The 22,058-nt window shown below is 38.0% G+C and carries 21 protein-coding genes and 1 pseudogene; 12 read left to right on the top strand and 10 right to left on the bottom strand.

Annotation, left to right across the window (positions count from 1 at the left end; all coding sequences use genetic code 11):
* Positions 1 to 37: 37 nt before the first annotated feature.
* The 5 genes from JNUCC23_RS17305 to JNUCC23_RS17325 form a co-directional block, all read right to left on the bottom strand.
* A complete protein-coding gene (locus JNUCC23_RS17305) occupies positions 38 to 697 on the bottom strand; it encodes a TetR/AcrR family transcriptional regulator (protein ID WP_403068671.1) in 660 nt (219 codons plus the stop codon).
* 436 nt (positions 698 to 1,133) lie between these two features.
* Positions 1,134 to 1,892 carry a PHP domain-containing protein gene (locus JNUCC23_RS17310; protein ID WP_454212630.1) on the bottom strand — a complete coding sequence of 253 codons (759 nt, stop codon included), beginning with the start codon at positions 1,890 to 1,892 and terminating at the stop codon, positions 1,134 to 1,136.
* Between the two features lie 16 nt (positions 1,893 to 1,908).
* A complete protein-coding gene (locus tag JNUCC23_RS17315; RefSeq protein ID WP_454216119.1) occupies positions 1,909 to 2,727 on the bottom strand; it encodes an energy-coupling factor transporter transmembrane component T family protein in 819 nt (272 codons plus the stop codon).
* Positions 2,708 to 4,438, bottom strand: coding sequence for an ABC transporter ATP-binding protein (locus tag JNUCC23_RS17320; RefSeq protein WP_454212632.1), 1,731 nt, complete (start codon positions 4,436 to 4,438; stop codon positions 2,708 to 2,710). The genes JNUCC23_RS17315 and JNUCC23_RS17320 overlap by 20 nt, the downstream gene beginning before the upstream one ends.
* Positions 4,439 to 5,329 (bottom strand): cell division protein FtsQ, encoded by an 891-nt coding sequence (locus JNUCC23_RS17325; protein WP_403068654.1) that lies wholly within the window; start codon positions 5,327 to 5,329, stop codon positions 4,439 to 4,441. It abuts the gene before it with no gap.
* A 180-nt stretch (positions 5,330 to 5,509) separates the two neighbouring features.
* Here JNUCC23_RS17325 and JNUCC23_RS17330 point away from each other — a divergent pair, with 180 nt between their 5' ends.
* The 3 genes from JNUCC23_RS17330 to JNUCC23_RS17340 all read left to right on the top strand — a co-directional run bounded on the left by JNUCC23_RS17330 (position 5,510) and on the right by JNUCC23_RS17340 (position 7,853).
* Positions 5,510 to 6,337, top strand: a complete 828-nt coding sequence (locus JNUCC23_RS17330) for a MurR/RpiR family transcriptional regulator (protein WP_403068651.1) — start codon at positions 5,510 to 5,512, stop codon at positions 6,335 to 6,337.
* 188 nt (positions 6,338 to 6,525) lie between these two features.
* A complete protein-coding gene (locus JNUCC23_RS17335; protein ID WP_403068648.1) occupies positions 6,526 to 7,188 on the top strand; it encodes a lysozyme family protein in 663 nt (220 codons plus the stop codon).
* Between the two features lie 458 nt (positions 7,189 to 7,646).
* A complete protein-coding gene (locus JNUCC23_RS17340) occupies positions 7,647 to 7,853 on the top strand; it encodes a hypothetical protein (protein ID WP_454212635.1) in 207 nt (68 codons plus the stop codon).
* Between the two features lie 226 nt (positions 7,854 to 8,079).
* On the opposite strand, the gene JNUCC23_RS17345 is transcribed toward JNUCC23_RS17340, so the two are convergent.
* A complete protein-coding gene (locus JNUCC23_RS17345; protein WP_454212637.1) occupies positions 8,080 to 8,739 on the bottom strand; it encodes a phosphatase PAP2 family protein in 660 nt (219 codons plus the stop codon).
* A 499-nt stretch (positions 8,740 to 9,238) separates the two neighbouring features.
* On the opposite strand from JNUCC23_RS17345, the gene JNUCC23_RS17350 reads away from it, so the two are divergent.
* The 4 genes from JNUCC23_RS17350 (at position 9,239) to JNUCC23_RS17365 (ending at position 12,710) form a co-directional block, all read left to right on the top strand.
* Positions 9,239 to 10,717, top strand: coding sequence for an MFS transporter (locus tag JNUCC23_RS17350; protein ID WP_454212639.1), 1,479 nt, complete (start codon positions 9,239 to 9,241; stop codon positions 10,715 to 10,717).
* A 445-nt stretch (positions 10,718 to 11,162) separates the two neighbouring features.
* Positions 11,163 to 11,567, top strand: a complete 405-nt coding sequence (locus JNUCC23_RS17355; protein WP_062176382.1) for a CidA/LrgA family holin-like protein — start codon at positions 11,163 to 11,165, stop codon at positions 11,565 to 11,567.
* Complete coding sequence (locus JNUCC23_RS17360; RefSeq protein ID WP_062176380.1) at positions 11,537 to 12,229, top strand: LrgB family protein; 693 nt, start codon at positions 11,537 to 11,539, stop codon at positions 12,227 to 12,229. Before JNUCC23_RS17355 ends, JNUCC23_RS17360 begins: the two co-directional genes overlap by 31 nt.
* Before the next feature lie 262 nt (positions 12,230 to 12,491).
* Positions 12,492 to 12,710, top strand: coding sequence for a hypothetical protein (locus tag JNUCC23_RS17365; protein ID WP_253722331.1), 219 nt, complete (start codon positions 12,492 to 12,494; stop codon positions 12,708 to 12,710).
* A 192-nt stretch (positions 12,711 to 12,902) separates the two neighbouring features.
* On the opposite strand, the gene JNUCC23_RS17370 is transcribed toward JNUCC23_RS17365, so the two are convergent.
* The 4 genes from JNUCC23_RS17370 to JNUCC23_RS17385 form a co-directional block, all read right to left on the bottom strand.
* Entirely contained in the window at positions 12,903 to 13,547 is a 645-nt protein-coding gene (locus tag JNUCC23_RS17370) for a glycosyltransferase (protein ID WP_454212642.1), read from the bottom strand.
* Between the two features lie 512 nt (positions 13,548 to 14,059).
* Positions 14,060 to 14,512, bottom strand: a complete 453-nt coding sequence (locus JNUCC23_RS17375; RefSeq protein ID WP_454212644.1) for a hypothetical protein — start codon at positions 14,510 to 14,512, stop codon at positions 14,060 to 14,062.
* A gap of 648 nt (positions 14,513 to 15,160) precedes the next feature.
* Entirely contained in the window at positions 15,161 to 15,373 is a 213-nt protein-coding gene (locus JNUCC23_RS17380; RefSeq protein WP_062176372.1) for a DUF3006 domain-containing protein, read from the bottom strand.
* Between the two features lie 13 nt (positions 15,374 to 15,386).
* Complete coding sequence (locus JNUCC23_RS17385) at positions 15,387 to 16,847, bottom strand: MBL fold metallo-hydrolase (RefSeq protein ID WP_454212646.1); 1,461 nt, start codon at positions 16,845 to 16,847, stop codon at positions 15,387 to 15,389.
* Between the two features lie 449 nt (positions 16,848 to 17,296).
* Between JNUCC23_RS17385 and JNUCC23_RS17390 the strand changes: the two genes are divergently transcribed.
* The 5 genes and pseudogenes from JNUCC23_RS17390 to JNUCC23_RS17410 form a co-directional block, all read left to right on the top strand.
* A complete protein-coding gene (locus JNUCC23_RS17390; protein ID WP_403068626.1) occupies positions 17,297 to 17,974 on the top strand; it encodes a response regulator transcription factor in 678 nt (225 codons plus the stop codon).
* Positions 17,971 to 19,353, top strand: coding sequence for a sensor histidine kinase (locus JNUCC23_RS17395; protein WP_454212649.1), 1,383 nt, complete (start codon positions 17,971 to 17,973; stop codon positions 19,351 to 19,353). The genes JNUCC23_RS17390 and JNUCC23_RS17395 overlap by 4 nt, the downstream gene beginning before the upstream one ends.
* 75 nt (positions 19,354 to 19,428) lie before the next feature.
* Positions 19,429 to 20,529, top strand: coding sequence for an ABC transporter permease (locus JNUCC23_RS17400; protein ID WP_454212651.1), 1,101 nt, complete (start codon positions 19,429 to 19,431; stop codon positions 20,527 to 20,529).
* A complete protein-coding gene (locus JNUCC23_RS17405; RefSeq protein ID WP_454212653.1) occupies positions 20,529 to 21,209 on the top strand; it encodes an ABC transporter ATP-binding protein in 681 nt (226 codons plus the stop codon). Before JNUCC23_RS17400 ends, JNUCC23_RS17405 begins: the two co-directional genes overlap by 1 nt.
* 366 nt (positions 21,210 to 21,575) lie before the next feature.
* Positions 21,576 to 21,983, top strand: a pseudogene (locus JNUCC23_RS17410) (D-serine ammonia-lyase); the annotation flags it as partial.
* Positions 21,984 to 22,058: the final 75 nt, after the last annotated feature.

Genomic DNA, 22,058 nt, shown 5'->3' on the forward strand with positions numbered 1-22,058 from the left:
CACTAAACGCTTTTTCAATTTCGATTCACTCCTTCTCTTATATGCCTAACAGTCCATGGAACTCGAACTTCACCAATTCCTTTGCCAAGTCATTTGCTGATTGTTCCTTTACTGCTGATTCGTATGTAACAGGGCCGAATAGCCATCTCGCAAGCATCCCTTCCATTAAGCTCATTAATAACGCCGCTTGAATCGTCGGATCTTTTTCTGGCAAAATCCCTAAATCCATTGCCCGCTTTACATTATTCTTGAATGCTTCTTCAATTTTTATACGAGTTTCGAAAATTAAATGCTTGATGGACTCTTCACTATCGATTCCTTTAATAATTAATTCCATCAAATATCGATTATCCTTAGAAAAGGTAAATAAATCCTCAAATAATTTTTCAGAAGAGGCCACTGCATCGGCTACAGTACCTGGAGTTGTCCGATATCCTTTAGAAACAACTGCAAGAATCTGTGCTTGTCCGCTTTGAATAATCTCAAGTGCTATACTTTCCTTGCTTTTGAAATACCAATAAAAGGTCCCTTGAGCAATTCCCGCTTCGCGCACAATATCTGCTATCTTTGTCTTATGATAACCATTCATAGCAAACAACTGAATGGCGATCGCAATCAATTGCTCTCTTCGATCAATAGACTTCTCATTTTCTGTAATTACAATTCCTCCTCTCGATTGATCAGTCAGTCGATACACCTTATCGTATAAAATCTCTCATAATTCGTCAATTAATTGAACCTGTTTGGTAGGAATTAAAAATTTTAACAATGCGAAATAAAGTGAATGAATGAACCAGTTCTTTCACAAAGTTCTCAGACTATTCCTGTGACTACGATTAATAGCATGCAAATCATCCGATTCTTGCTCTATTCTCCGCAAAAAATTCGAGTGCCCTGTACGGAAAAGTAAGAATACGAGCCCTATTGAGTTTTCTCAATTCTGGATATTGAAAAGATGGAACGGTGAAAGATAGATAATAGATTAGATGATTCATCCTAATCATGGGAGAATACATCCAAAGCATACTACAGGTCCGGGTTTACCGGTCAACTAACGAATTTCTCCCCTGCCCCTGTTTTATGGCTTAACAAAAAAACACCTCAGACAGCTTGCACTGTCATAAGGTGTTATCTTACATGTCGTATACGAGTTCTTCTTTCATCTTTTTCTTTACAATTGTCGCGGCTTGAATTCTTGTGTGCAGAACAGGCGAAATCTCGCTCGTAAAGCTGCGTGTTCGGATTGCTCGCTTTATATCTTCCACCGTTTCACATTCTGGCAGTTTGTTTTTCACAACGCCAATATGAATGGGATGGTGGGAGTCGCTACCGCAAACAACAGGTACATCACACATATCGGCGAATTCATGGACCGCGAACATCATTGCCTCCACCCCATGCACATGCATGTCTTTTCCGTTTAAGTCAAACGCATCAAAGCGCCTTAACACTTCCGCTGGATGCTGGTGTAAAGGTGTGGATTCTCTTAGCGGGTGAGCCCCAATCTTCAAAACACCATATTTATCAGCCAAGTTCAAAAGCTCGGTGATGGGTAAAAACGTCTCTTCTGTCGTATGGTCACTCAGTTGATTACGGATTTCAAGGATTGATTCCTTATTTGCCAAGAACAACAAATGCCCAATCTCCTTTGCATCGACCTCCATTCCTGTGAATACTTTGAAACCATTTACATCATAATAATCATGCTTATACTCGAAATGTTCATCAAGCGTTTCATAGATTTCATAGAAATTCTTCGTATTAAAGTGCTCTGTCAAAGCAAGCGCCGTCAATCCGCTTTCTTTTGCGTTTACAATTACTTCTTTAAAAAATTCAAGATCAAAATCCACTCGTTTTGCTAATTTCCCATGTGTATGGAAGTCAATAATCATACTAACATCCCCCTTCTTATAATGGGTAAAACATTCCTATATTAATGATACAAATCGTAATGACTGATGTGATTGCGACAAACTGATAATCGTATTTGTTCATTTTTAACGCTTTAAGCTTTAATTTCTTTGCTAAATCATTTTCCTCTGAATAACTAAACCCTCTAATTTCTAAAGCCTCAACAGTGGTCCGAGTTCGTTTAGCTGTATTGAGCATCATTGGGTAAAAGGCAAGAACACTTATTTTCAGAAAATAAACGATGTAGCGCCAATACAGAATTCCTTTCTTAGCGGGCATCTTTCCACGTAAACGAAATGACTGGATAATACTTTGATATTCTTCGATTAGGATAGGAAGCATACGGTATCCATAGGAAACACCGAAGCTGAATTTACCCGGCACACCAAAGCTTAAGAGTGCATCACTAAATTTTTCAGGATCCATGCTTGTAAAAACCGCCATACTGGATAGCGAGATAATCATGATTTTGATAGTAAGCGGAATGACGGCAAGGAGCGCCGTAAATGTTCCTCCCAGAAAAAGCGCCACAAAAATCAAGTACGTAAACTGTGATATCACGCCAATAATCATCAGCACGATCAATAGTGGGCTAACTCTAGCCATATAAGCAAGCACCCCCATCAACACTGCTAGCCCAATCAAAATGGTCATATTATGAATAAACCAAGGAACTGTTGTAAAGAACAAAGACCAAACGATTAGCATTCTCGGGTCAAGCTTTGAAAGAACCGTTTCCTCTGTCCCATAAGCTGTTCTCATTAACTCAATCTTGATGTTCTCGACTGAAAGCTTACTAAAGAGCTTTTGAAACACATTCAACACTTCCACCTCCAACACCCACTTGTTTTACACGAGACAGAAACTCTTCAGTCGTAATCGCTGCCGGGTACATGTTCACCTCTTTGGACAAGGTTACAATCTGCGGAGCGACAAGAGATGCCTCTCGCAGCAGGACTGGATTTGAAAACAATATATGCGGTGTTGTATCATCGAGAATTATCCCACCCTTTAATACAATCACTCGGCTTGCCCATTCTGCCACCAATTCCATATCATGTGTGGCAACAATTGCTGTTTTCACAAAACCATTCAAATTATTCAACATCTTCATCATATCCTTACGCGTTGCAATATCTAGGCTTGCTGTTGGCTCATCTAGAAGTACAATTGACGGTTTCATCGCAATGCCAATCGCGAGACTCGCTCTCCGCTGTTGCCCGCCGCTTAATAACCGACCGTCCCTCTCCCTCAGCTCCTCTAAGTGGAAACGTTGAATAATTTCTTCAATGAACTCCCTGCGCTCTGCAATCTTTCTCGCTTTCAAAAAATAATCAATATCTTTATAAATTGAATCCTCGATAAACATTTCTTCCGGGTTTTGATAAATATAAGCGACCTTTTCAGCAAGTTGTTCCATGCTAAGCTTCGATGTGGATTGTCCATTCACTAACATTGACCCACCTTGTGGTTTCACAAGACCGGAAATCATCTTTAATAAAGTTGACTTCCCAGCGCCATTGCTACCAACTAGTGCAATCTTCTCTCCTTCATAACAAGTCAGCGAAAGCTTATTTATAATCGGTTTTCGCTTTCGGGTAATTGTTTTGTAGCCATAATCAACCCCGTCCATTGAGATGGTCTCTACGCCTTTGACTTGTGGTACTTGTGAAGAAAATAAATGAGGCCCAGGTAAGATTTCATACTTCCCGTGAATTTCTGCTTTCGCTTCCTGAACCGTTATCGGAAATAACTTAGGTTTTTGCTCTCGTTTCAGCTGGAACATCGCTTGTGTGACCTGAGGAGGATAAATATTCTTATCCATCAATTCCTCCACTAAAGATAAGCCATGCTTAACGGGTTTCTGCCATAATACAGAACCCTGCTCCATCATGATGACACTTGAACAATAATTCGCTATGAACTCTGTATGGTGTTCAATAACAATAATCGTTTTGTTATACTCTTCATTCAACATCTTAAGCTTGTCATATAATTCAATAGCATGTGCCGGATCTAGCTGTGCGACTGGCTCATCAATAATCAAGATCTCCGGCTGTAGTGATAATGCTCCAGCTAACGCAACTAAATGTTTCTGCCCACCGCTCAACTGCCATATATGTTCCTTCTCCAAATGGCTCAATCCAAGAATCCGTAACGCTTCCCTCCCGCGTTCCATATAATCAGGGTATCCGAAATTCAGGGGTGAAAAGATGGCTTCATCCAAAACCGTCGGACGCACAAGCTGATTTTCGAAATCCTGATACACATATGCCACCTTCTCAGACAAGACTGCCACGCTTGTAGTAGCTGCATTCAAGCCATCTACCATAACCGTTCCTTCGAAATCACCTACATAATAAGATGGTATTAACCCATTTAATGTTTTACAAAGTGTCGACTTACCAGCTCCATTTCCACCAATGATTGCCGTAAATTCACCCTGTTTTATGTCTACACTTGCTTCTTGCAAAACCCAACTTTCAGAACCAGGGTAACGAAACGAAACAGAGTTAATCGAAATCATTTACAACACCCTTTTATTTGATTCTATTGTCTCTTCTACTTGCTGCTTGTTTGAAAAAATCTTCTTAACTATATACAGCACAAGACCGAGAACAATCAGACCTGCTGAAATGCCGATCCATTCATAGCCATTTTCAAACTGTAATAGAAAATCTGGCGTCCAAAATGCAAAGTTCAAGTCCAGTTCTGCCATAAATTCAGCAATCATTGAAACAAAACCTAGTATAATCACTATGGTGATTAAACCAGGTTTGACGAACTCCGCCATCGATGCATTTACTCGTTTTTCGCGTGGTTTCATTCCAAGCAGGGGTTCAATCTTTCCATACAATCGCGGAACAAGAATCAGCGTTGGAATAACGCCGAATAGTACACCTGTAATAACCATTTCGTTCACAAAGCTAACGGCTTCTAGCAAGACAATACTTTCAGGAAGTCCCGGGACTGCATCAAACCCTTCAATTCCAATCCAGACCTTTGTAATATCAACAACCGAACTTAAGATCTGATCAATTCCTACACCTACTAGAGCTGCGATTGTAAGTTGTACCTTATTTAATGGATTTTTCACAATCAACCCTGCCACATACATTCCCACCGTCAATTGAATAAATCCTTCTAACTCACCAATACCGCTAAAATCTCCCATCAGCACATCAGCGAAAATAATCTTCCCCACCGAAGCACCGAGCGCTGCGTACAGCGGATGAAACAATACACAAAGAATAAGCGGAATAAAAGCGAAATACGAAACAGAAAACTCAATCGGTCCAATTTCATTTGAAGGTAAAATTTCTGTAATCATCTTAGATAAACCGAATAAGGCCATTGATAAAACAAACACCATCATTTTCTGAGACTGTGTTAACTTTCTCTCTACGTTTACTTTCATTTTCCCTTCCTCCTCCATAACTTACTTCCGAACTTAATAGTAAGAAAATTTTGTTAAGTACATATTAATTGAATGTAAAAATTACATTTTTGTTGAAATGTAATTTTTTTTTCATTATTGATGATAAAATAGACTTATGGAACCGTAAGTCTTTCTTTCAAACTAGGAGGAATGTACACAATGAATATAGAGATTACGAAGAATTTAACGAAGAAACAGCAGATTATTGCAGATTATATAACGAAGCAAGCAGACTCTATTCCCTTTATGACGGAAAAAGACATCTCCACAGCAACAGGAGTCAGCATTGCTACTGTTTCACGCTTTTGGGAAGCGATCGGCTATGAAAGTTTCAAAGCATATAAGATGCAATTAAAAAAAGATTCCATCATCACACCAGCTAGTAAAATGAAAACAGCTCTAGAGAAATATGAACAAACAAGAGTTGGGCATATGCTAAGGGCGGGCGTCTATTACTTAGAGGAAACAAGCAAACATATGGATAATCACAGCTTTTACGAGGCAATTAAGAGAATAGTTGCAAGTGATAACATTCATTTATATGGCTCAGGATCTGCAGAATGCTTGACAACTTTGCTTCAATTTCGACTAAAACGCTTTGGCATGAGTGTTCAAACCATGGCGAAAAGCGGGCATGAATTATTTGAGGATCTTGTACACTGCCAAGAAACGGACATTCTCATCATCTTCGGTTTTGTACAGACTTCACCAGAAATTCGAACACTTTTTGACTATGCTAGAAAAAAAGGCTGTCAAACGGTACTAATCACAGACTTGCTTGTCTCGCCTATGATTGAAGAGGCGACATACACCTTTTTCACCGAAAGAGGCGACATGCGGGAATTTCACTCGATGGTCGCTGCTATTGCATTTGTCGAAAGCATGATCATTGCAATAGGAAAACAAATGGGAGAAGTAGCGTTAACTAAATTACACGAGTTACAGACATTGAGGAAAGTTTATGCGGGAGAATTACCGAAAAATTAAGTCACATCAAAACTATTTTAAAAAAATCTATTTTCCAAAGTTGAAAGCTGCGTGAATGGTTATTGAAAATAAGGGAATATTGCAATTTTAGATTTATCAATAGATTCGCATACTACTATTTTCAGATAGTCACCCTTTCATTTATTTGATAAACTGAAAGTACATAGATGAAATGATGAGGAGAAGAAATGAAACGAAAACGGAAAATATCTAAAACCCTTTTCGTCATGTTTGCGCTACTTTTTGCGATCCTACTGATTAAGCAGGTCATCTTAGTTCCGCATCCGGAAAAGGCATCGACATCCATGATTCAACCGGACCCCTTTGCATCTGTAAAGAAATACAGTACAATCCTTCACGATGAACTGGTCCAATATAACTTGCAAGACTATACAGTCGTACTTATTGCAGTTATGCAACAAGAAAGCCGCGGTAAGGGTGGAGATCCGATGCAATCTTCAGAATCTGCTGGACTTGCCCCTAATACAATCACTGATCCTAAGGAAAGCATTCAATATGGCGTTAAGCATTTTCAGCGCGTTGTTACTTATGGCAAAGAAAAGAATGTAGATTTCCAGACCATCATTCAATCCTATAATATGGGCATGGGCTATATCAATTACATCGCGGAAAATGGCGGAAAGCATAGTGAGGAACTAGCGAAGAAATTCTCAAAGATCCAAGTAGATAAAAATCCTGTCCTGTACAATTGCGGCGGAAATAAAGACAATTTCCGCTACCCATATTGCTACGGTGATTTCTCCTATAGCGCGAAAGTAACAAAAAATATTGAAGCGTTAGCAGATAGTATCCCTGCACTTGTTAGCGAAAAACACCCAGATGCTTTTTAAATCTGGGTGTTTTTTCAATTATCACACGGACAATACTTCATCTTGTGAATTGATTACTTAATGCTAAATATTCCCCCCGCTTTTTTTCATTTGTATTGATCATAAATCAACCACCACATGTATTTTTTTAACATTTACATTTCCCATCTATTCCAATTTTAGTTGGATATTTAAATTATATTTTCCTCTTATTTCATAACGTTTATGTACAATATTACAATGGAAACGAACGAAAAGTTTTTTAGGCATATTTAGTCATTAGCTATTATGTAAAACCTTACTGAAGGGTTATTGAAATTTAAGTCCATAAACATTACCAGCATTATCAAACACCTACAAGCAAATATTAGATGATGAAAGGCACGTGCTTTTCAAATAGCTAATGAGGAGTGTTTAAACTGAATAACCGGATACCTACTCTTTTTAATAGTAGAAAAAGAAGAAGGAACAATAGAGGAATGATGTGGGCATCTATGTTAGGTCTGGGTATTAGTGCCGCCGCTTATGGATTAAGAAGAAATCGAAACAAAAATATGCTGATTCCGATTCAAAACTTAATGAATAATTTTCGGGAGCGAAATGATGGGCAAATGCCAAAAATGGCGAATGTAACAGAGTTTTCAAAGGAATTAGTACCTTACAAAGATCCATTTGCAAACAAATAGATTTTCTTTTTACTTTAAACTGAGGATGTCGTGGCAAAGGATCTGATCACGCACTCTATACACAGTTCATTGTGGTACTTACGCTAAATTTGAACTGTATAGGGTTATTGTGGGATCTGATCCTTTTCATCCTCTTATGTAAATAAAGAAATTTGTTAAGCTTTATCCATAGTCATTTCTCCTAACCCGGTAAACCTATACGCGACTTCCTAATTGCGATGAATTACTACTCCACCCAAGTTTTCTTTCTTCTTGCTTCACTTTTTAATCTCTGGAATATCCATATGGCAATGGCCAGCCAACAGCTGCTTGCGAAATAGCCACCGATAATATCGCTTGGATAATGTACCCCTAGATAAATCCTACTCACACCAATCATGAGAATGAATAGACTACTGAACATAATTAGAGTAACGCGGCCCAAACGGGTAGGAATATGACGCCATAATAGAAACGAAAGAATCCCATAAACAGCAAATGCACTCATCGCATGACCACTTGGAAAACTAAAGCCCTCAACCTCAATTAAGCGATGAAAATCTGGACGGGCACGTTGGAAAACGAATTTCAGGACCTGATTTAAAAGCGGCGTTCCAATCATGACCACAATAAATAACAATAATTCGATTCGATGTTTTAATACTTTATCAAGAAGAATTAATGCCAGGAGAGATATCACCAACACAAATGGCAACGAACCAATAAATGTAAAAAATTTCATAATCGAAGTTACCATCGATGACTCAAATCCTCGAATAAAGGAAATAACGCTTTGATCAAATTGAACAATCCTTTTCCCACTGACTAGGATCGCCATAACACAGAATCCGATAAGCGAGAACAAACTTATTAGAAAAGCAATCAAAAACTGTCCGTTTTGTTTCATGTTGAAGACACCCCAAATTCATGATAGTTCTTAGCAGTGTGAACTTTCTATTCAGAAGAATTATACGATAAGAGTAGACAATTAACAGTACCTTTCGGAAAAACACGGTCTGCCTTACTATCCCCTTATATTCTTCAATCATGTTTGCACAGACTGTGTTTTTCAATAGCTTGGGCAACATAATTATAACTCTCCCACTATTTTGTGATAGTAGATCGATTCATCGCTCCATTAAACGGCTGTTTCTTCAACCAGAATCGATAGGCTCACCGTAAAAAAACAAAATTATTTTTTTCAAAAAAATATCTTGCTATTTAAAGCGCTTACATTTATTATTTAGTTAATAAATAGTTAGTTTATCAAACGAATAAATTAATTTGCATACATATTAACTGAACATGAGAAATAATTATTTCGTTAGATAATTTTTTTGATTAAAATTTTCTAAAAATTCTGTAAACGGAAAGATTCTACATCAAAATCAAAGGGGGTAATTTTAATGTCAAGTACTACAATGCAAGGTGGTCCCAAATACAACTCGTCAAAGTTATGGCAAATTGGTTTTTTTACATTAAATAACACATCAACAAATCTCCAAATGTTTTTGTTAGGGTTTGTCACGTATTATGCAACCGGAATTGCTGGACTCGCTGTTATGGTAATAAGTACGGTTTTAATGGCTACGCGCCTATTTGATGGTCTTATTGATCCTACTATTGGCTATATTATCGATAAAACAGAATCCAAGTTCGGAAAATTTAGACCATTAATTATTATAGGATATCTCATTTCAGTAGCTACCATATTAATTGTATACAATGTAACTCATTTATTACCGGAATCTCTTCAGTTAATTTTCTTTGTTGCAATGTTAATAGTCAATAAAATTGGTTATTCACTTCAATGTAGTGTGACGAAAGCTGCGCAAACTGTTTTGACAAATAATCCAAAGCAACGACCACTTTATGCTATATTTGACGGAATTTTTAATGTAGGGGTGTTTACTGGTGGTCAAATTTTCGTTTCCTCTTATCTGATTGCAAAACATGGTGGATTTAATATGCCATTGTTTACTGAATTAAATTCTTATGGACTTATTCTATCAGGAATATTTGCTATTCTAGCAATGGTGGGCATTTGGGAGAAAGATCGTAAAGAATTTTATGGATTGGCTGAGGATACGACAAAAACAAGCCTTCGTGATTATTGGCCAATTATTAAAGGAAACAGACCATTGCAAATGCTCTCTCTTTCCGCTTCTTTTGACAAACTTGCAACTAGTTTGCTCAGACATTCAGTCGTAGTCGTCATGTTGTTTGGTATTTTACTAGGAGATTATGCACTAAGTGGCACAATCGGATTAATTACAATAATACCGCAACTTTTAATAACATTCCTAGTGGTTTCCGTTGCAAGAAAATCAGGATTAAAAAATTCATATGTTAAATCGGCTTGGATCGGTATGCTGTCATTTATTGGTCTGATTGCGCTATTCTTGATCATTGATGATCCAACATCGGTATCCCTTAGTAATATCGGGATAACCACTATATTGTTTTTAGTTTTATATTCATTAGGCCTTGGCTTTGGTAACATTCCAACTACTCTTGTCGTTCCGATGATTGCCGATGTTTCTGACTATGAAACGGCTAAATCAGGGCGTTATGTCCCTGGCATGATGGGTACGATCTTCTCATTTATTGATCAATTAGTTTCATCTTTAGCTCCGGTGATCGTTGGTGCTGTAGTGGGCATGATCGGATATAGTTCAGAATTCCCACAAGTTGGCGAAGCATTAACTACCCCTTTATTTGCAGTCACATTACTATTAGCATTCGGTTTACCAGCACTTTGCTTGGTCGTGTCAATCATTGCAATGAAATTCTATAAATTAGATAGTAAGAGAATGGAAGAAATTCAAAAAGAGATTGCAGAAATTAAAGAAAAAGCTACTAAGAAAGAGTCTATTGTCTCTTGAAGTAAGGAATCTACACAACTTGGAGTTAAAAAATATAAATACAATACAGTGAAACTTCAATCAGCGGGGGTTTTCTTCATCCCCCACTGATTGTTAGTTGAACCAATCGGGCTTTTACGGGCAGTTTGTCCCCCTCCTTTGCTTCTTCGATTCCTCTAAGCCTTGAGGTGGGGGTCTTACTGCCCGTTAATGCGGGATAAATCACGTTCAGTAATAAGGTTGTCTCGTAGAAATACGAGACAACTTTTATTTTTGTAGAAAAATTTTTCAATTGATAAAAACCTCGTTCACCCTGACTATTCGAACCTCAAACATGCCACATTTATCTTCTGAGCCATTAAACTATACATTGACACATATAATTATAGTTGTATCATAGTATGGTAAGTTTATAAGTTTTTATTCAAAGAGAGGTGGAAAGCTGTTCAAAACTGCAGCTAGATACATGAAAATCATAAAAATCATCATCCAGATTGCGATTCTTTATGCCTTTTCCTTTATCGGAAATATTTTGCATGACTTTTTCAATCTGCCAATTCCAGGAAGTATCATTGGTATGCTTTTGTTATTGATTGGTTTGTCTTTAAAAATTATCCCACTACAATTTATTGAAGCTGGAGTTGGGTTTTTATTAAAATTTTTATCCTTGTTATTTATTCCAGCCATGTTGGGGATCATGAATTATCCTTCTTTGGTTTCGTTTAAAGGCGTACTATTAATTGTCATTACTGTCATAAGTACGTTGATAACGATGGGGGCAGCTGGAATGATGAGTCAGTATCTTGAAAAGCGGGCACAAATAAGAAAGGAGAAAGAGAAATGCAGCAAACACTATTCGCAATCATTGTAATCGTATTAACAATTACCGCATATGTTCTCATGAATCGGTTATATATACGCTTTTCTTACCCACTTCTCCTGCCTGTTTTGACAACAACAATCATCCTAATCATTCTACTTACCCTCTTTCATATTCCCTATTCGAGCTATATGATTGGCGGACAGTGGATTCAATCCCTTCTAGGACCTGCTGTAGTAGCACTTGCCTATCCTTTATACAAACAGCGCCATATCGTCGTGAGCTATTGGTTCCCCATTATAAGTGGCGTATTCGTCGGCTTAATTACTGGTATGATCAGTGTTCTCCTATTCGCACGTGTTTTAGGAATCGACCAAACACTTATATTATCCATGTTACCTAAATCTCTTACTACCCCAGTAGCTCTCCAAGTTTCAGAAGTACTCGGCGGCATCCCCCCCATGACGACTGTCTTCGTCATGATTGCAGGATTCACTGGCGTCATCTTAGGTCCGACCTTCATGAAACGACTGCGAATTAACAGTTCATTAGGAAAAGGTATTGCCTTTGGTAGTGCCTCCCATGCTTTAGGCACAGCAAAATCCGCTGAATATGGTGAATTTACTTTGTCCATGAGTTCCGTTTCCATGACATTGAGTGCCATACTGGGATCGATTATCGGACCAATCGTCGCGTGGCTCATCACAATTTAAATGATCTACGTGAAGTCACATTAATATAGGAAGAATCCAGATTTATTGTATAAGGCCGAACGTTTGGAAAATATGGTTTTACAACGTTTCAGGAAATTCCAATGTCAAAAGCCCATATTCTCAATTTTAATACTGAGAAATTGGGCTTTTTTCGTTACTTCATTAAAGCGGCCTATTACTGAATATTCCAGTTTGGGGATTACTTTTACAAGTGTTATTTATATGATCTATTACTGTTTTTAACTTTATTAGAATTTATGTAATGGAACAGTTTAATGTATATCCAGTAGCATTTTTCGAGTTATTCCTTGGATTAGCCAGTTTTGTTTGTGGGATATATGGTATTTTGAAAAGAGTTAATCCTTTAATTTCTGTATTCGTTTCTCTTTTTGGGGTACTAATTTTTGTGTTTTTTGTCTTTGTTTATCTCTTGCCTGAAGCAGGAATACCACCAGCTATTCCTTGGTTGTATTCTGAATAAATTTAGGTCCTTCATGAACTAAAGGGTGCGATTGTTCAATAAGAACAGTCGCTTCTTGTGCTAACTGATCAGTTTAGTGCAAGAATGCAGTTACGCCACCAGGGCGCGGTATTTGCTTGAACCAGTTGTATAAATGTAAGCAAATGCCCCATTATGAAAAAATCTCCAACAGAATGTTGGAGATTCTTAAGATTATTTTTTAAACGTATCCGGAAACTGCTTCACAACTCCCGTAGAGATAGTATCTGCCATTAGGATTATATGTGTGACTCCTTCGTCAATTGAAACGATTCTTGCATTCCAATCTTTTGCTAAACTTGTAGATAAATCATTTGTCACTAATTTCAGATGCATATACAGCAAATTTTTTAGATCTTCATTTTTCAAATAGGGGTTGGCACCGCTAAGGAAAGCTGCTATTTCATCAGCATTTCTATACCATTCTTTGTTTAGCTGATTCACCAAGGCTTCATTTCCGCTTTTAGCCGCATCTACAATCTTTCCCGCAATAACAATATGCTCCTTAAGCAAATCCGTAAGTTTGTTCCCAGCTTTCTCTCCGTATACTGGCTTTACAGCATTACCAATATCCTCCTGATTTTTCAGAAGCCTCGTCAGTACCTGTTGTTGATCTTCCGCTCCTGTTGTTGTTGCACTTGTAATATAATTACTTGTCCACAATACATGATCAATCCAAAGTTTCCTGAAGTTATTTTTGAACTTTACTTCAGATTGGCTAATGCATTGTATCTGCGGTTTAGCATAGGTACTGCTTGTTCCAGCCACCATGTTTAGAGGAAATAACAAAATAAACCCCACCAACAATACTTTTTTCATAAACCTTCTCCTTCCAAAGTTAAAAAGTATCCCTCTTTATTATTGATATATGGGATTTTTTTATTCCTAAAAATGGTTCTGTACCCTGTTTTACAAGAAGGGATGAAACCTGAATAAATAACAAAGTGTAATAGTGGTTTCTAGTAGAATACTAAATTTTTAGTAGGAAGTAAGAAATTAAAAAGTATTACTTTTTAATTCTTCATCCATGTATGTGAAGGGCTTCACTTAAGCTAACGGGTGTATTACTTGAACAAGACATCAAAAAATGAGCATACCTTTGTAAACCAAAATTTACATTGAATACATGTAAGTGATGTGAGAGCCATTGATATCCCAATAGTTCTAACATCGAAGTTAAGATAAAGTGAAACTTCAATCAGTGGGGGTCTTACTGCCCGTTAATGCGGGATAAATGCGGATTTACAACGTTAAAAAAGCCAAATTTCTTGGTTTTGTAAGTGAGAAATTCGGCTTAGTTACTTCATAAAAGCGACCTTTAGCTGAATAGACTACTTACAGGATTTAATATTTTTTGTTAAAATCCTTGGTCCTAACTTCTTAGTTTTTGAATTAGAAGGACGAACTTGAACTTCAACATTTTCCATTTCTGCTGTAATTAAATCAAATCTTCCAGCCCACGTTGGACTTTCCTCTTCTGCGGTAGGGTAAAGCCTAAATCGCCAACTTATTTCATCTGGTATAAACGCAAAACCTTCATAGCTATTATAATTTCCATAAGATGATGGTTCTGGAAGGTGAACAGCAAGAATACTTATATTGGTTCGTGCGAAACTCGGTGGGTGTAGTTGCACTTCATAAATTAGCGCTACACCCTTAGCATTTTTTAGATTTTTATCAACTGGTTCTAATAGTAAACTACAAGGCATTGAAATCGCATTTGTTTGAGATGGATACATAGCTAAAGTAGCGAAAAGAAAGAAAACCAAAACAAATTGTTTCATAGTACACCTCTTACAATTTCTTTTGGTTAATTTACCCGATTTCTTACCTAATAATAAATAATACCTCTTATACAAACTCCTATGACGTTAAAACGCCACCATGTACTATGAAGGATCCATCCTGTAGCTCGCTACACTTACCTAATCACAATGGTGGCGGTGCGAAGCCAGATTTTGGATGTTTCTCGATAAAATTAGAATACCTGATAAATAGATTGGCTAGATTAGTAAGTCGTGAAGCCTAAGTCCCCATGTTCTTCATACAAAATGGCCCAATACAAAAAGACGCCTTCTTACTTAAGATTGGCGCCGGTTTATCAAAACAAATATGGCGTTAAAACGCCACCATTTACTATGAAGGATAAATCCCATTACACGCTACACTCACCTAGTCTCAATGGTGGAGGTGCGGAGCCGGAATTTGGATGCTTTCTCGATAAAATCAGTTTACCTGATAAATAGATTGGCTAGATTAGTAAGTCGCGAAGGCTAAGTCCCCATGTTCTTCATACAAAACAAGGGTCAGACCCCGCAACAACTAAAATACAGTATAAGATAAGTGTGTGAAACACTACATACTGATTTAGTGTGCGAGGTCAGATCCTTTTGGGACATCCCCGCCCCTTTTTTCTAAACATATTTCTTTCTTTAATCTTCCCAAACGCTTTCCATAAGTGATTTGATCTTTTTCCTACGCTTTTCGGTTTCTTCTTCATGAACTACCCATTTTTCATTGACGAATTCCACGACATCATTGACTTTCACCTTAGACTCAACTAACTCTTTCGGAACATTTTGTGTGTTTCCATCGACTTCAATCACAACAAAATCCCCTTCAAATCGATCAATGATTCCTTTCATGCTTACACTTCCTTTATCTTGGAGTAAAAGCTGTTTTCGTGATTGCAGTAATGCCATTAGCTGAAACTGTAATGTCGCCATCTACCGTGAATCCAGCAGCCGCTCGACCTACTCTAAAGGCAAGAGAGGCAACACCATTTGCATTTGTCACCCCTTCATACACCGTATCTTTCGACTTAAATTGAAGGTTCAAATGAACATTCGCTCCATTTACAGGCTTACCATTTTGATCTTTTACCGTAACGGTCACTGTAACTTCTTCGTTTTGATTTGGAGTCGCTTCATCTATCACAGCAGTAGCCTGTAAGCTACTTGTCACATCCGGTATACTTGCTGGTGGAGTTACAACTGGATTGGGTGTCGTTTGGTTATTCCCTTGTGTCTGTTCCTGTGATTTAGGTACAGGTGTATACACCCATGCTTGTTTGTTGACATTGATTTCTTTGCCATCCGTTTTAAACACAATCGTTCCATCCGTATCATTACGATATATCTTTATGTTCTCATTGTGAAGTCGTTCTAATACTTCGCTAGTCGGATGACCGTAACTGTTTTTTCCTACTTGAATCACTGCGTATTTCGGCTGAACCGCTTGTAAGAATGCTTCACTAGTAGAGTGACTGCTACCATGGTGACCGGTTAAAAGGACCGTAGATTTTATCATTTCACCTGACTGAAGCCATTTTTCCTCTGTTGGTATTCCCGCATCCCCTGTTAAAAGGAATGATTGTTCACCATATTGAAGTCTGACGACTGCACTCATTTCATTCGCATCACTTGCTGTATCGTCCAGCGGAGCAATCATTTTCGCTTGTACCGTAGGGTCTAAATTAAGTTCGATGCCCGCTTTCGCTGTTGTTACTGTTAATCCTTTATTTTGAATCGATTGTAAAACCGATTCAAATGTTTGTGTATCTCGTTGTACTTTCGGCATATATACTTTTCCAATATCAAAAGAATCAATGACCGCATCCATTCCGCCAATATGATCGGCGTCAGGATGTGTGCCAATTAGCACATCAACCTTAGATACTCCTAACTCTTTCAAGTAAGCGACCATTTTGTCTTCATCATCGTTATTACCAGCATCAATGACCATCACTTTTTTATTTGGTGCAATAATCACTTGTGCGGCTCCTTGACCAACATCGACAAAATGTACGGCCAATTCTTCTGTTAATGGCTCGGAGACAGCTACGTCATTTGCTTTCTGAGTCTCTTCCGTTTTCGTTTCTTTTTGTTCTTTTATAGGCGTTGCTTCTTGTTGATCTTCTGTTGGAGCATTTGTGGTAGGGTCCGTTGGTATCATGGTTCCCCCGATCATAAACACTACGAATGCAGCCACAACAAACAAGGAGCTTGCCTTCCTAGAGCGTAATCTTATCCATTTCACGCTTCCTTTTATCACACCAAGAAGACCGATAAAAAAGCTAAAAAAAGCGACTAACATTAATATTGTTGCTAAAAATTCCATTTTCTCTCCCCTGTCCACGTTTTCTATCATATTTGATTGTAGCAAACAAATTCATCCCCTGCTGAACCAAGTTTATCCTACTTCCAATTGTCGATGGTATAGACAAAATGAGCAAGCCCTCCCTTTTCGTGCCAGATTTAAGATTTTCGAGCCAGAATCAACTCTTTTCGCGCCGGATTCGGGATTTTCGAGCGAGAATTCATACTTTTCATGCCGGATTCGAATTTTGCGAGCCGCCATAATCTGAAGGAGCAAAATGTAGAATATAAAGTGAAACTTCCATCAGCGGAGGTTTCTTTCATCCCCACTGATGGTTAGTTGAACCAATCGGGATTTTACAGCCTGTTAAACCGGGATAAAAACAGACCAATATTTCATCTTCTTAACTGGATGCTGTATATTTAAGGTGAACTTCCGCTATCATTCTAGTTTAGGAGCTGTATATCCAAATGATCCGTATTTTAATTGCTGATGATGATCAACACATTCGTGAATTATTAAAACATTTTCTACAAAAAGAAGGCTTTTCCGTCTACGAGGCAGCTGATGGTGTAGAAGCTTCAACGATTCTACTGGAACAGCAAATTCATTTAGCCATTGTAGACGTGATGATGCCGAATAAGGATGGCTATCAGCTGTGTGAGGAAATAAGGAGCGATTATGATTTCCCGATTATTTTATTAACTGCAAAAGATCAGTTGATCGATAAAGAAAAAGGCTTTGCTGTTGGAACGGATGATTATGTCACAAAACCGTTCGAACCGAAAGAATTATTGTTCCGAATTAAAGCCCTGCTTCGTCGTTTTCAAATGGTCAATGCTGAGAAAATCGTGCTCAATCAAACCATAATTGACCGTAAAAGTTATGAAGTACATGCTAATGGGAAGCTACTAATGCTGCCCATGAAGGAATTTGAACTATTAGCACAGCTAGCCAGCTTCCCTGATCGAATTTTCACGCGAGATGAATTGATCCAGCTAATCTGGGGGACAGATTTTTCTGGGGATGACCGCACAGTCGATGTACATATTAAACGGCTACGTGAGCGTTTCTCGAACCAAGATGGCGATTTCATGATTAAAACGGTACGAGGGGTTGGCTATAAATTGGAGGTTACCAAACAGTGAAAACTCTCTATTTACGTATCGTCTTTACCACCATTTTTGTGATGATTTTAAGCGGAATAATAGCCTTTATCCTTGCCAATTTCTATTACCAAAATAAACTTAAGCCTTTTAACGACAGTAAAGTGACTCGACTTTCGAAAGATATCGTTAATTTTTATGAAAAGAATCAAGAAATTCTGCTTAACGATTATTTAGAAAATACCGCCGATCTTGGCTACCAATTGTACATAGTGGATCCAAATGGACAAGGTTTTTTTTATGGTGGAGAATTTAGAAATAAAGAGATGGATTCAGAAATCATTCAAAATGTGCTCAATGGACATGTGTATCACGGCATTTTGGACTTCCCCTCAAGTGCGTTTATAACAGGGTTTTTCGATAATGTATTAACAAACACAATCGGGGTACGAATGACTGTAGATGGCAAGAACTATGCACTTTTCATTCGTCCGAATCTCGATATGCAGTTTGGTGAAATGCGGATTTTCTTTTCCGTTCTTCTCATTCTTTCGCTCATAGTAAGCATTCTCTTCGTCATTATTAGTACGCGATATATTGTAAAACCGATTATCAAACTAACCGATGCAACGAAAAGGATATCCACCGGAAAATATGATATTCAGCTTGATATGAAACGACGAGATGAAATTGGCAAATTAGCTGAACATTTTAAAGAGATGGCAAAGAATTTAGAACAACTTGAGAGTATGCGACAAGAATTCGTTTCAAACGTTTCCCATGAAATTCAAGCCCCACTCGCATCCATCCAAGGATTTTCAAATACATTGCAATCCGATACTTTACCTGAAGAACAAAGGAAGCAGTATTTAGCCATTATTGAAGCAGAAACGAAGCGAATGTCCCAATTAAGTAAACAATTATTGATGCTTGCTTCATTAGATAAAGAAGAACATCTAATAAAAAAAAGCACCTTTAATGTTGCCGAGCAAATTAAACAGGTCATATTTATGTCTGAATGGAGCTGGCAAGAAAAAGAGATAGCGATTGACTTAAGTTTACCCACAACCTTCATCTATGCCGATCAGCATCTCCTCCACCAAGTATGGACGAATCTTTTAACGAACAGCATTAAATTCACCCCTATTGGTGGAACGGTATCCATTCGGCTCACTGAACAGGAAAATGATTGTATCGTTGAAGTACAAGATACAGGCATTGGGATTGCCCAAAGCGAGTTAGCCAATATTTTTAACCGTTTTTATAAAGTAGATCAAGCTAGAACTCCAAGCGAAATCGGAAGCAGTGGTTTAGGACTTGCGATTACGAAGAAAATTGTCGAACTTCACTCTGGACAAATCTCCGTTACAAGTCAAATTGGAAACGGAACGACTTTCCGCATCCAGCTTCCGAGAATGTAAAGAACTGTTCATACTCCGTTCATATTGCTGTATTATCCTATATTTAAGTTATTAATGAATGGAGATGAACAAATCATGTTTCTCGCATTAAGGGAAATGAAGCACGCTAAATTACGGTACGTATTGATTGGATTCATCATGATCTTACTTATATGGTTGGTCCTGTTTGTTTCCGGATTGGCCAAAGGGCTGTCTTCGGATAACGCATCGTCGATTCAAAATATGAATGCGGATTACTTAGTCCTCCAACAAGATTCAGACCATCGCTTAACCCGTTCAACCTTATCTGATAAAAATCTGCAGGATGTACGCGAATACACCGAAGAGGGGCAGGCCACACCACTTGGCGTGCAAATGACAACCATTACGAAAAATGGCGATTCAAAAAAAAGCGATATTACGTTTTTCGCAATTGACATAAACAGCATGCTTGCTCCTACGATAACCGAAGGAAAAATGCTCAATCATAGAGCAGCCCATGAAGTAGTAGCCGATCGTTCATTACAACATGAAGGATTAAAGCTCGGTGATGAAATAGAAGACTTGGCATCAGGAGAAATTTTCACAATCGTCGGGTTCACAGAAGGTCAATCTTTCAGTCATACACCAGTTGTTTATCTGAATTTCAACGGTTGGTCTACGATTTCTCATAATCGGACTCCGAATCAAGACGTATTTAATACGATTGCTTTAAACATCTCGGCAAATAAAGCGAAACAAATTGAGAAAAATCTTCCAAACATTGACGTGATTAGTAAAGATCAAGCCCTGCAAGGCATCCCAGGCTATAAAGAAGAACAAGGATCACTGATGATGATGATTGCATTTCTATTCGTCATTGCTGCATTTGTTTTAGCCGCATTCTTCTATGTGATGACGATTCAAAAAATGAATCAATTCGGTGTCTTAAAAGCAATTGGCGCCAAATCAACATACTTGGCACGGACGATTATTTTCCAAGTCGTATTCATTACGATTATAAGTTTACTAATCAGCATCTCACTCACCTTTGGTGTATCGTTCATTTTACCTGATAGTATGCCTTTTGAACTTAGTGCTCAATTAGTAATAGGCTGCTCGTTTCTTTTCTTAGCGGTATCGATGATTGGTGCCTTACTATCGCTATACCGAGTATCGAAAATTGATGCAATTGAAGCAATTGGGAGGGCTGCATAATGGAAAATCAACTACTTCTTGAAAATATCAGCAAAATTTATGGTGACGGCGATACGTCCGTGAAAGTTCTAGATGATGTATCATTACAAGTAAAAGCCGGTGAATTCGTCGCCGTCGTCGGCCCATCTGGATCAGGTAAAAGTACCTTCCTTTCTATTACAGGTGCATTATTATCACCAACAAGCGGGCGTATCATGATTGGTGGTAAGGAGATCCACAAGCTTTCTCCGAAAAAAATGAATCAACTTCGATTAGAAAAAATTGGCTTTGTTTTTCAATCGGCAAATTTAATTCCTTATTTAACCGTTCAAGATCAATTGTTGCTCATTTCTGAATTAAGTGGAATGCATAATAAAAATGCAAAAAAAAGAGCTGATAATCTACTTGATCGACTTGGCTTAAATCATAGAAAGAACCATTACCCAGAAAGCTTATCCGGCGGTGAGCGTCAACGCGTTGCCATTGCGCGCGCCTGGATGAATAATCCTGATATTATTTTAGCAGATGAACCAACCGCAAGCCTTGATTCCGAACGAGGTCGAGCTGTCGTTCAAATGCTCGCAGATGAAGTGAAATTGCATAAAAAAGCCGCCATCATGGTTACTCATGACAAGCGGATGCTTGATTTATGTGATCGCGTTGTGTATATCGAGGATGGACGACTGTCAGAAAAGCAATAAAAATAGAAGTCTAGTAGCACTGCGGGTGTCCCAAAACTTAAAAATGAGTTGAATCCCCATGGGAAACTATAGAAAGGTAAATGTTTCGTTTTGAGGATCCTTCAAAATACTAGTTTGATAGGCATGCGACGGTACCCCTATATGAGATTCATAATCGGGTGGCAGGTTATCTTAATGAGATGTATGAAGATATTGGTGATTGTGCCTTAGCAGATCACCAATATCACGTATACTGCCAGATTTGTTAAAGTAGGTAGGAACAGGGGCTAATAGGCTTCTGTTTTTTTGTTGAAGAAAATTATGAAAGTTTGTTACAAGGTCAAGTACGTTCAATAGTGATTTCGGGCGGCAGCACTACAACAATGTAATCCAAATGTCGAAAAATTTCAATCGGGATCCCCCCTTACTCAAGAAGATGTAAGAAATGCAGAGGAAAAGTTTAAACGTTTTGCTCTATATATCGCCAAGGTTTCCCCTGAAACAAAAGGAACGAATGGTATCATAGAATCTCCTTTAGGGAGAGTTCCTGCCTCGAAACAATCCTTAGAACAGAATTAGCAACAACCTATATTAGGGGAATTATTACTAAATTGTGATAGTCACCTTCCTATATCAGGATCTATTAAAGAAATAGGCGGGATTTATGAAATTCTCAAACATGCAGAAGAATTAGCTTTTCAACATCAATCGTTAACGATTCAAGATGATTATTCGATTTTAGATAGTGATAGGTCTCGAACCTTCTTCTCGCAATATTCAATCGCAGTAGGCTCCATTAATTCACAGATAACTTATTGTTACGTTTCTATAGTAACAAAGTTTATGAAAAAAAATTTAATTAATTAAAAC

This window comes from Peribacillus sp. JNUCC 23 (assembly GCF_053653995.1).

What these genes read in the sequence shown, in the direction of transcription:
- JNUCC23_RS17310 (WP_454212630.1), bottom strand. Translation starts at nt 1,892, where the DNA reads ATGATTATTGACTTCCATACACATGGGAAATTAGCAAAACGAGTGGAT.
- JNUCC23_RS17320 (WP_454212632.1), bottom strand. Translation starts at nt 4,438, where the DNA reads ATGATTTCGATTAACTCTGTTTCGTTTCGTTACCCTGGTTCTGAAAGT.
- JNUCC23_RS17325 (WP_403068654.1), bottom strand. Translation starts at nt 5,329, where the DNA reads ATGAAAGTAAACGTAGAGAGAAAGTTAACACAGTCTCAGAAAATGATG.
- JNUCC23_RS17330 (WP_403068651.1), top strand. Translation starts at nt 5,510, where the DNA reads ATGAATATAGAGATTACGAAGAATTTAACGAAGAAACAGCAGATTATT.
- JNUCC23_RS17335 (WP_403068648.1), top strand. Translation starts at nt 6,526, where the DNA reads ATGAAACGAAAACGGAAAATATCTAAAACCCTTTTCGTCATGTTTGCG.
- JNUCC23_RS17340 (WP_454212635.1), top strand. Translation starts at nt 7,647, where the DNA reads ATGATGTGGGCATCTATGTTAGGTCTGGGTATTAGTGCCGCCGCTTAT.
- JNUCC23_RS17345 (WP_454212637.1), bottom strand. Translation starts at nt 8,739, where the DNA reads ATGAAACAAAACGGACAGTTTTTGATTGCTTTTCTAATAAGTTTGTTC.
- JNUCC23_RS17350 (WP_454212639.1), top strand. Translation starts at nt 9,239, where the DNA reads ATGTCAAGTACTACAATGCAAGGTGGTCCCAAATACAACTCGTCAAAG.
- JNUCC23_RS17355 (WP_062176382.1), top strand. Translation starts at nt 11,163, where the DNA reads ATGAAAATCATAAAAATCATCATCCAGATTGCGATTCTTTATGCCTTT.
- JNUCC23_RS17360 (WP_062176380.1), top strand. Translation starts at nt 11,537, where the DNA reads ATGCAGCAAACACTATTCGCAATCATTGTAATCGTATTAACAATTACC.
- JNUCC23_RS17365 (WP_253722331.1), top strand. Translation starts at nt 12,492, where the DNA reads ATGGAACAGTTTAATGTATATCCAGTAGCATTTTTCGAGTTATTCCTT.
- JNUCC23_RS17370 (WP_454212642.1), bottom strand. Translation starts at nt 13,547, where the DNA reads ATGAAAAAAGTATTGTTGGTGGGGTTTATTTTGTTATTTCCTCTAAAC.
- JNUCC23_RS17375 (WP_454212644.1), bottom strand. Translation starts at nt 14,512, where the DNA reads ATGAAACAATTTGTTTTGGTTTTCTTTCTTTTCGCTACTTTAGCTATG.
- JNUCC23_RS17380 (WP_062176372.1), bottom strand. Translation starts at nt 15,373, where the DNA reads ATGAAAGGAATCATTGATCGATTTGAAGGGGATTTTGTTGTGATTGAA.
- JNUCC23_RS17385 (WP_454212646.1), bottom strand. Translation starts at nt 16,847, where the DNA reads ATGGAATTTTTAGCAACAATATTAATGTTAGTCGCTTTTTTTAGCTTT.
- JNUCC23_RS17390 (WP_403068626.1), top strand. Translation starts at nt 17,297, where the DNA reads ATGATCCGTATTTTAATTGCTGATGATGATCAACACATTCGTGAATTA.
- JNUCC23_RS17400 (WP_454212651.1), top strand. Translation starts at nt 19,429, where the DNA reads ATGTTTCTCGCATTAAGGGAAATGAAGCACGCTAAATTACGGTACGTA.
- JNUCC23_RS17405 (WP_454212653.1), top strand. Translation starts at nt 20,529, where the DNA reads ATGGAAAATCAACTACTTCTTGAAAATATCAGCAAAATTTATGGTGAC.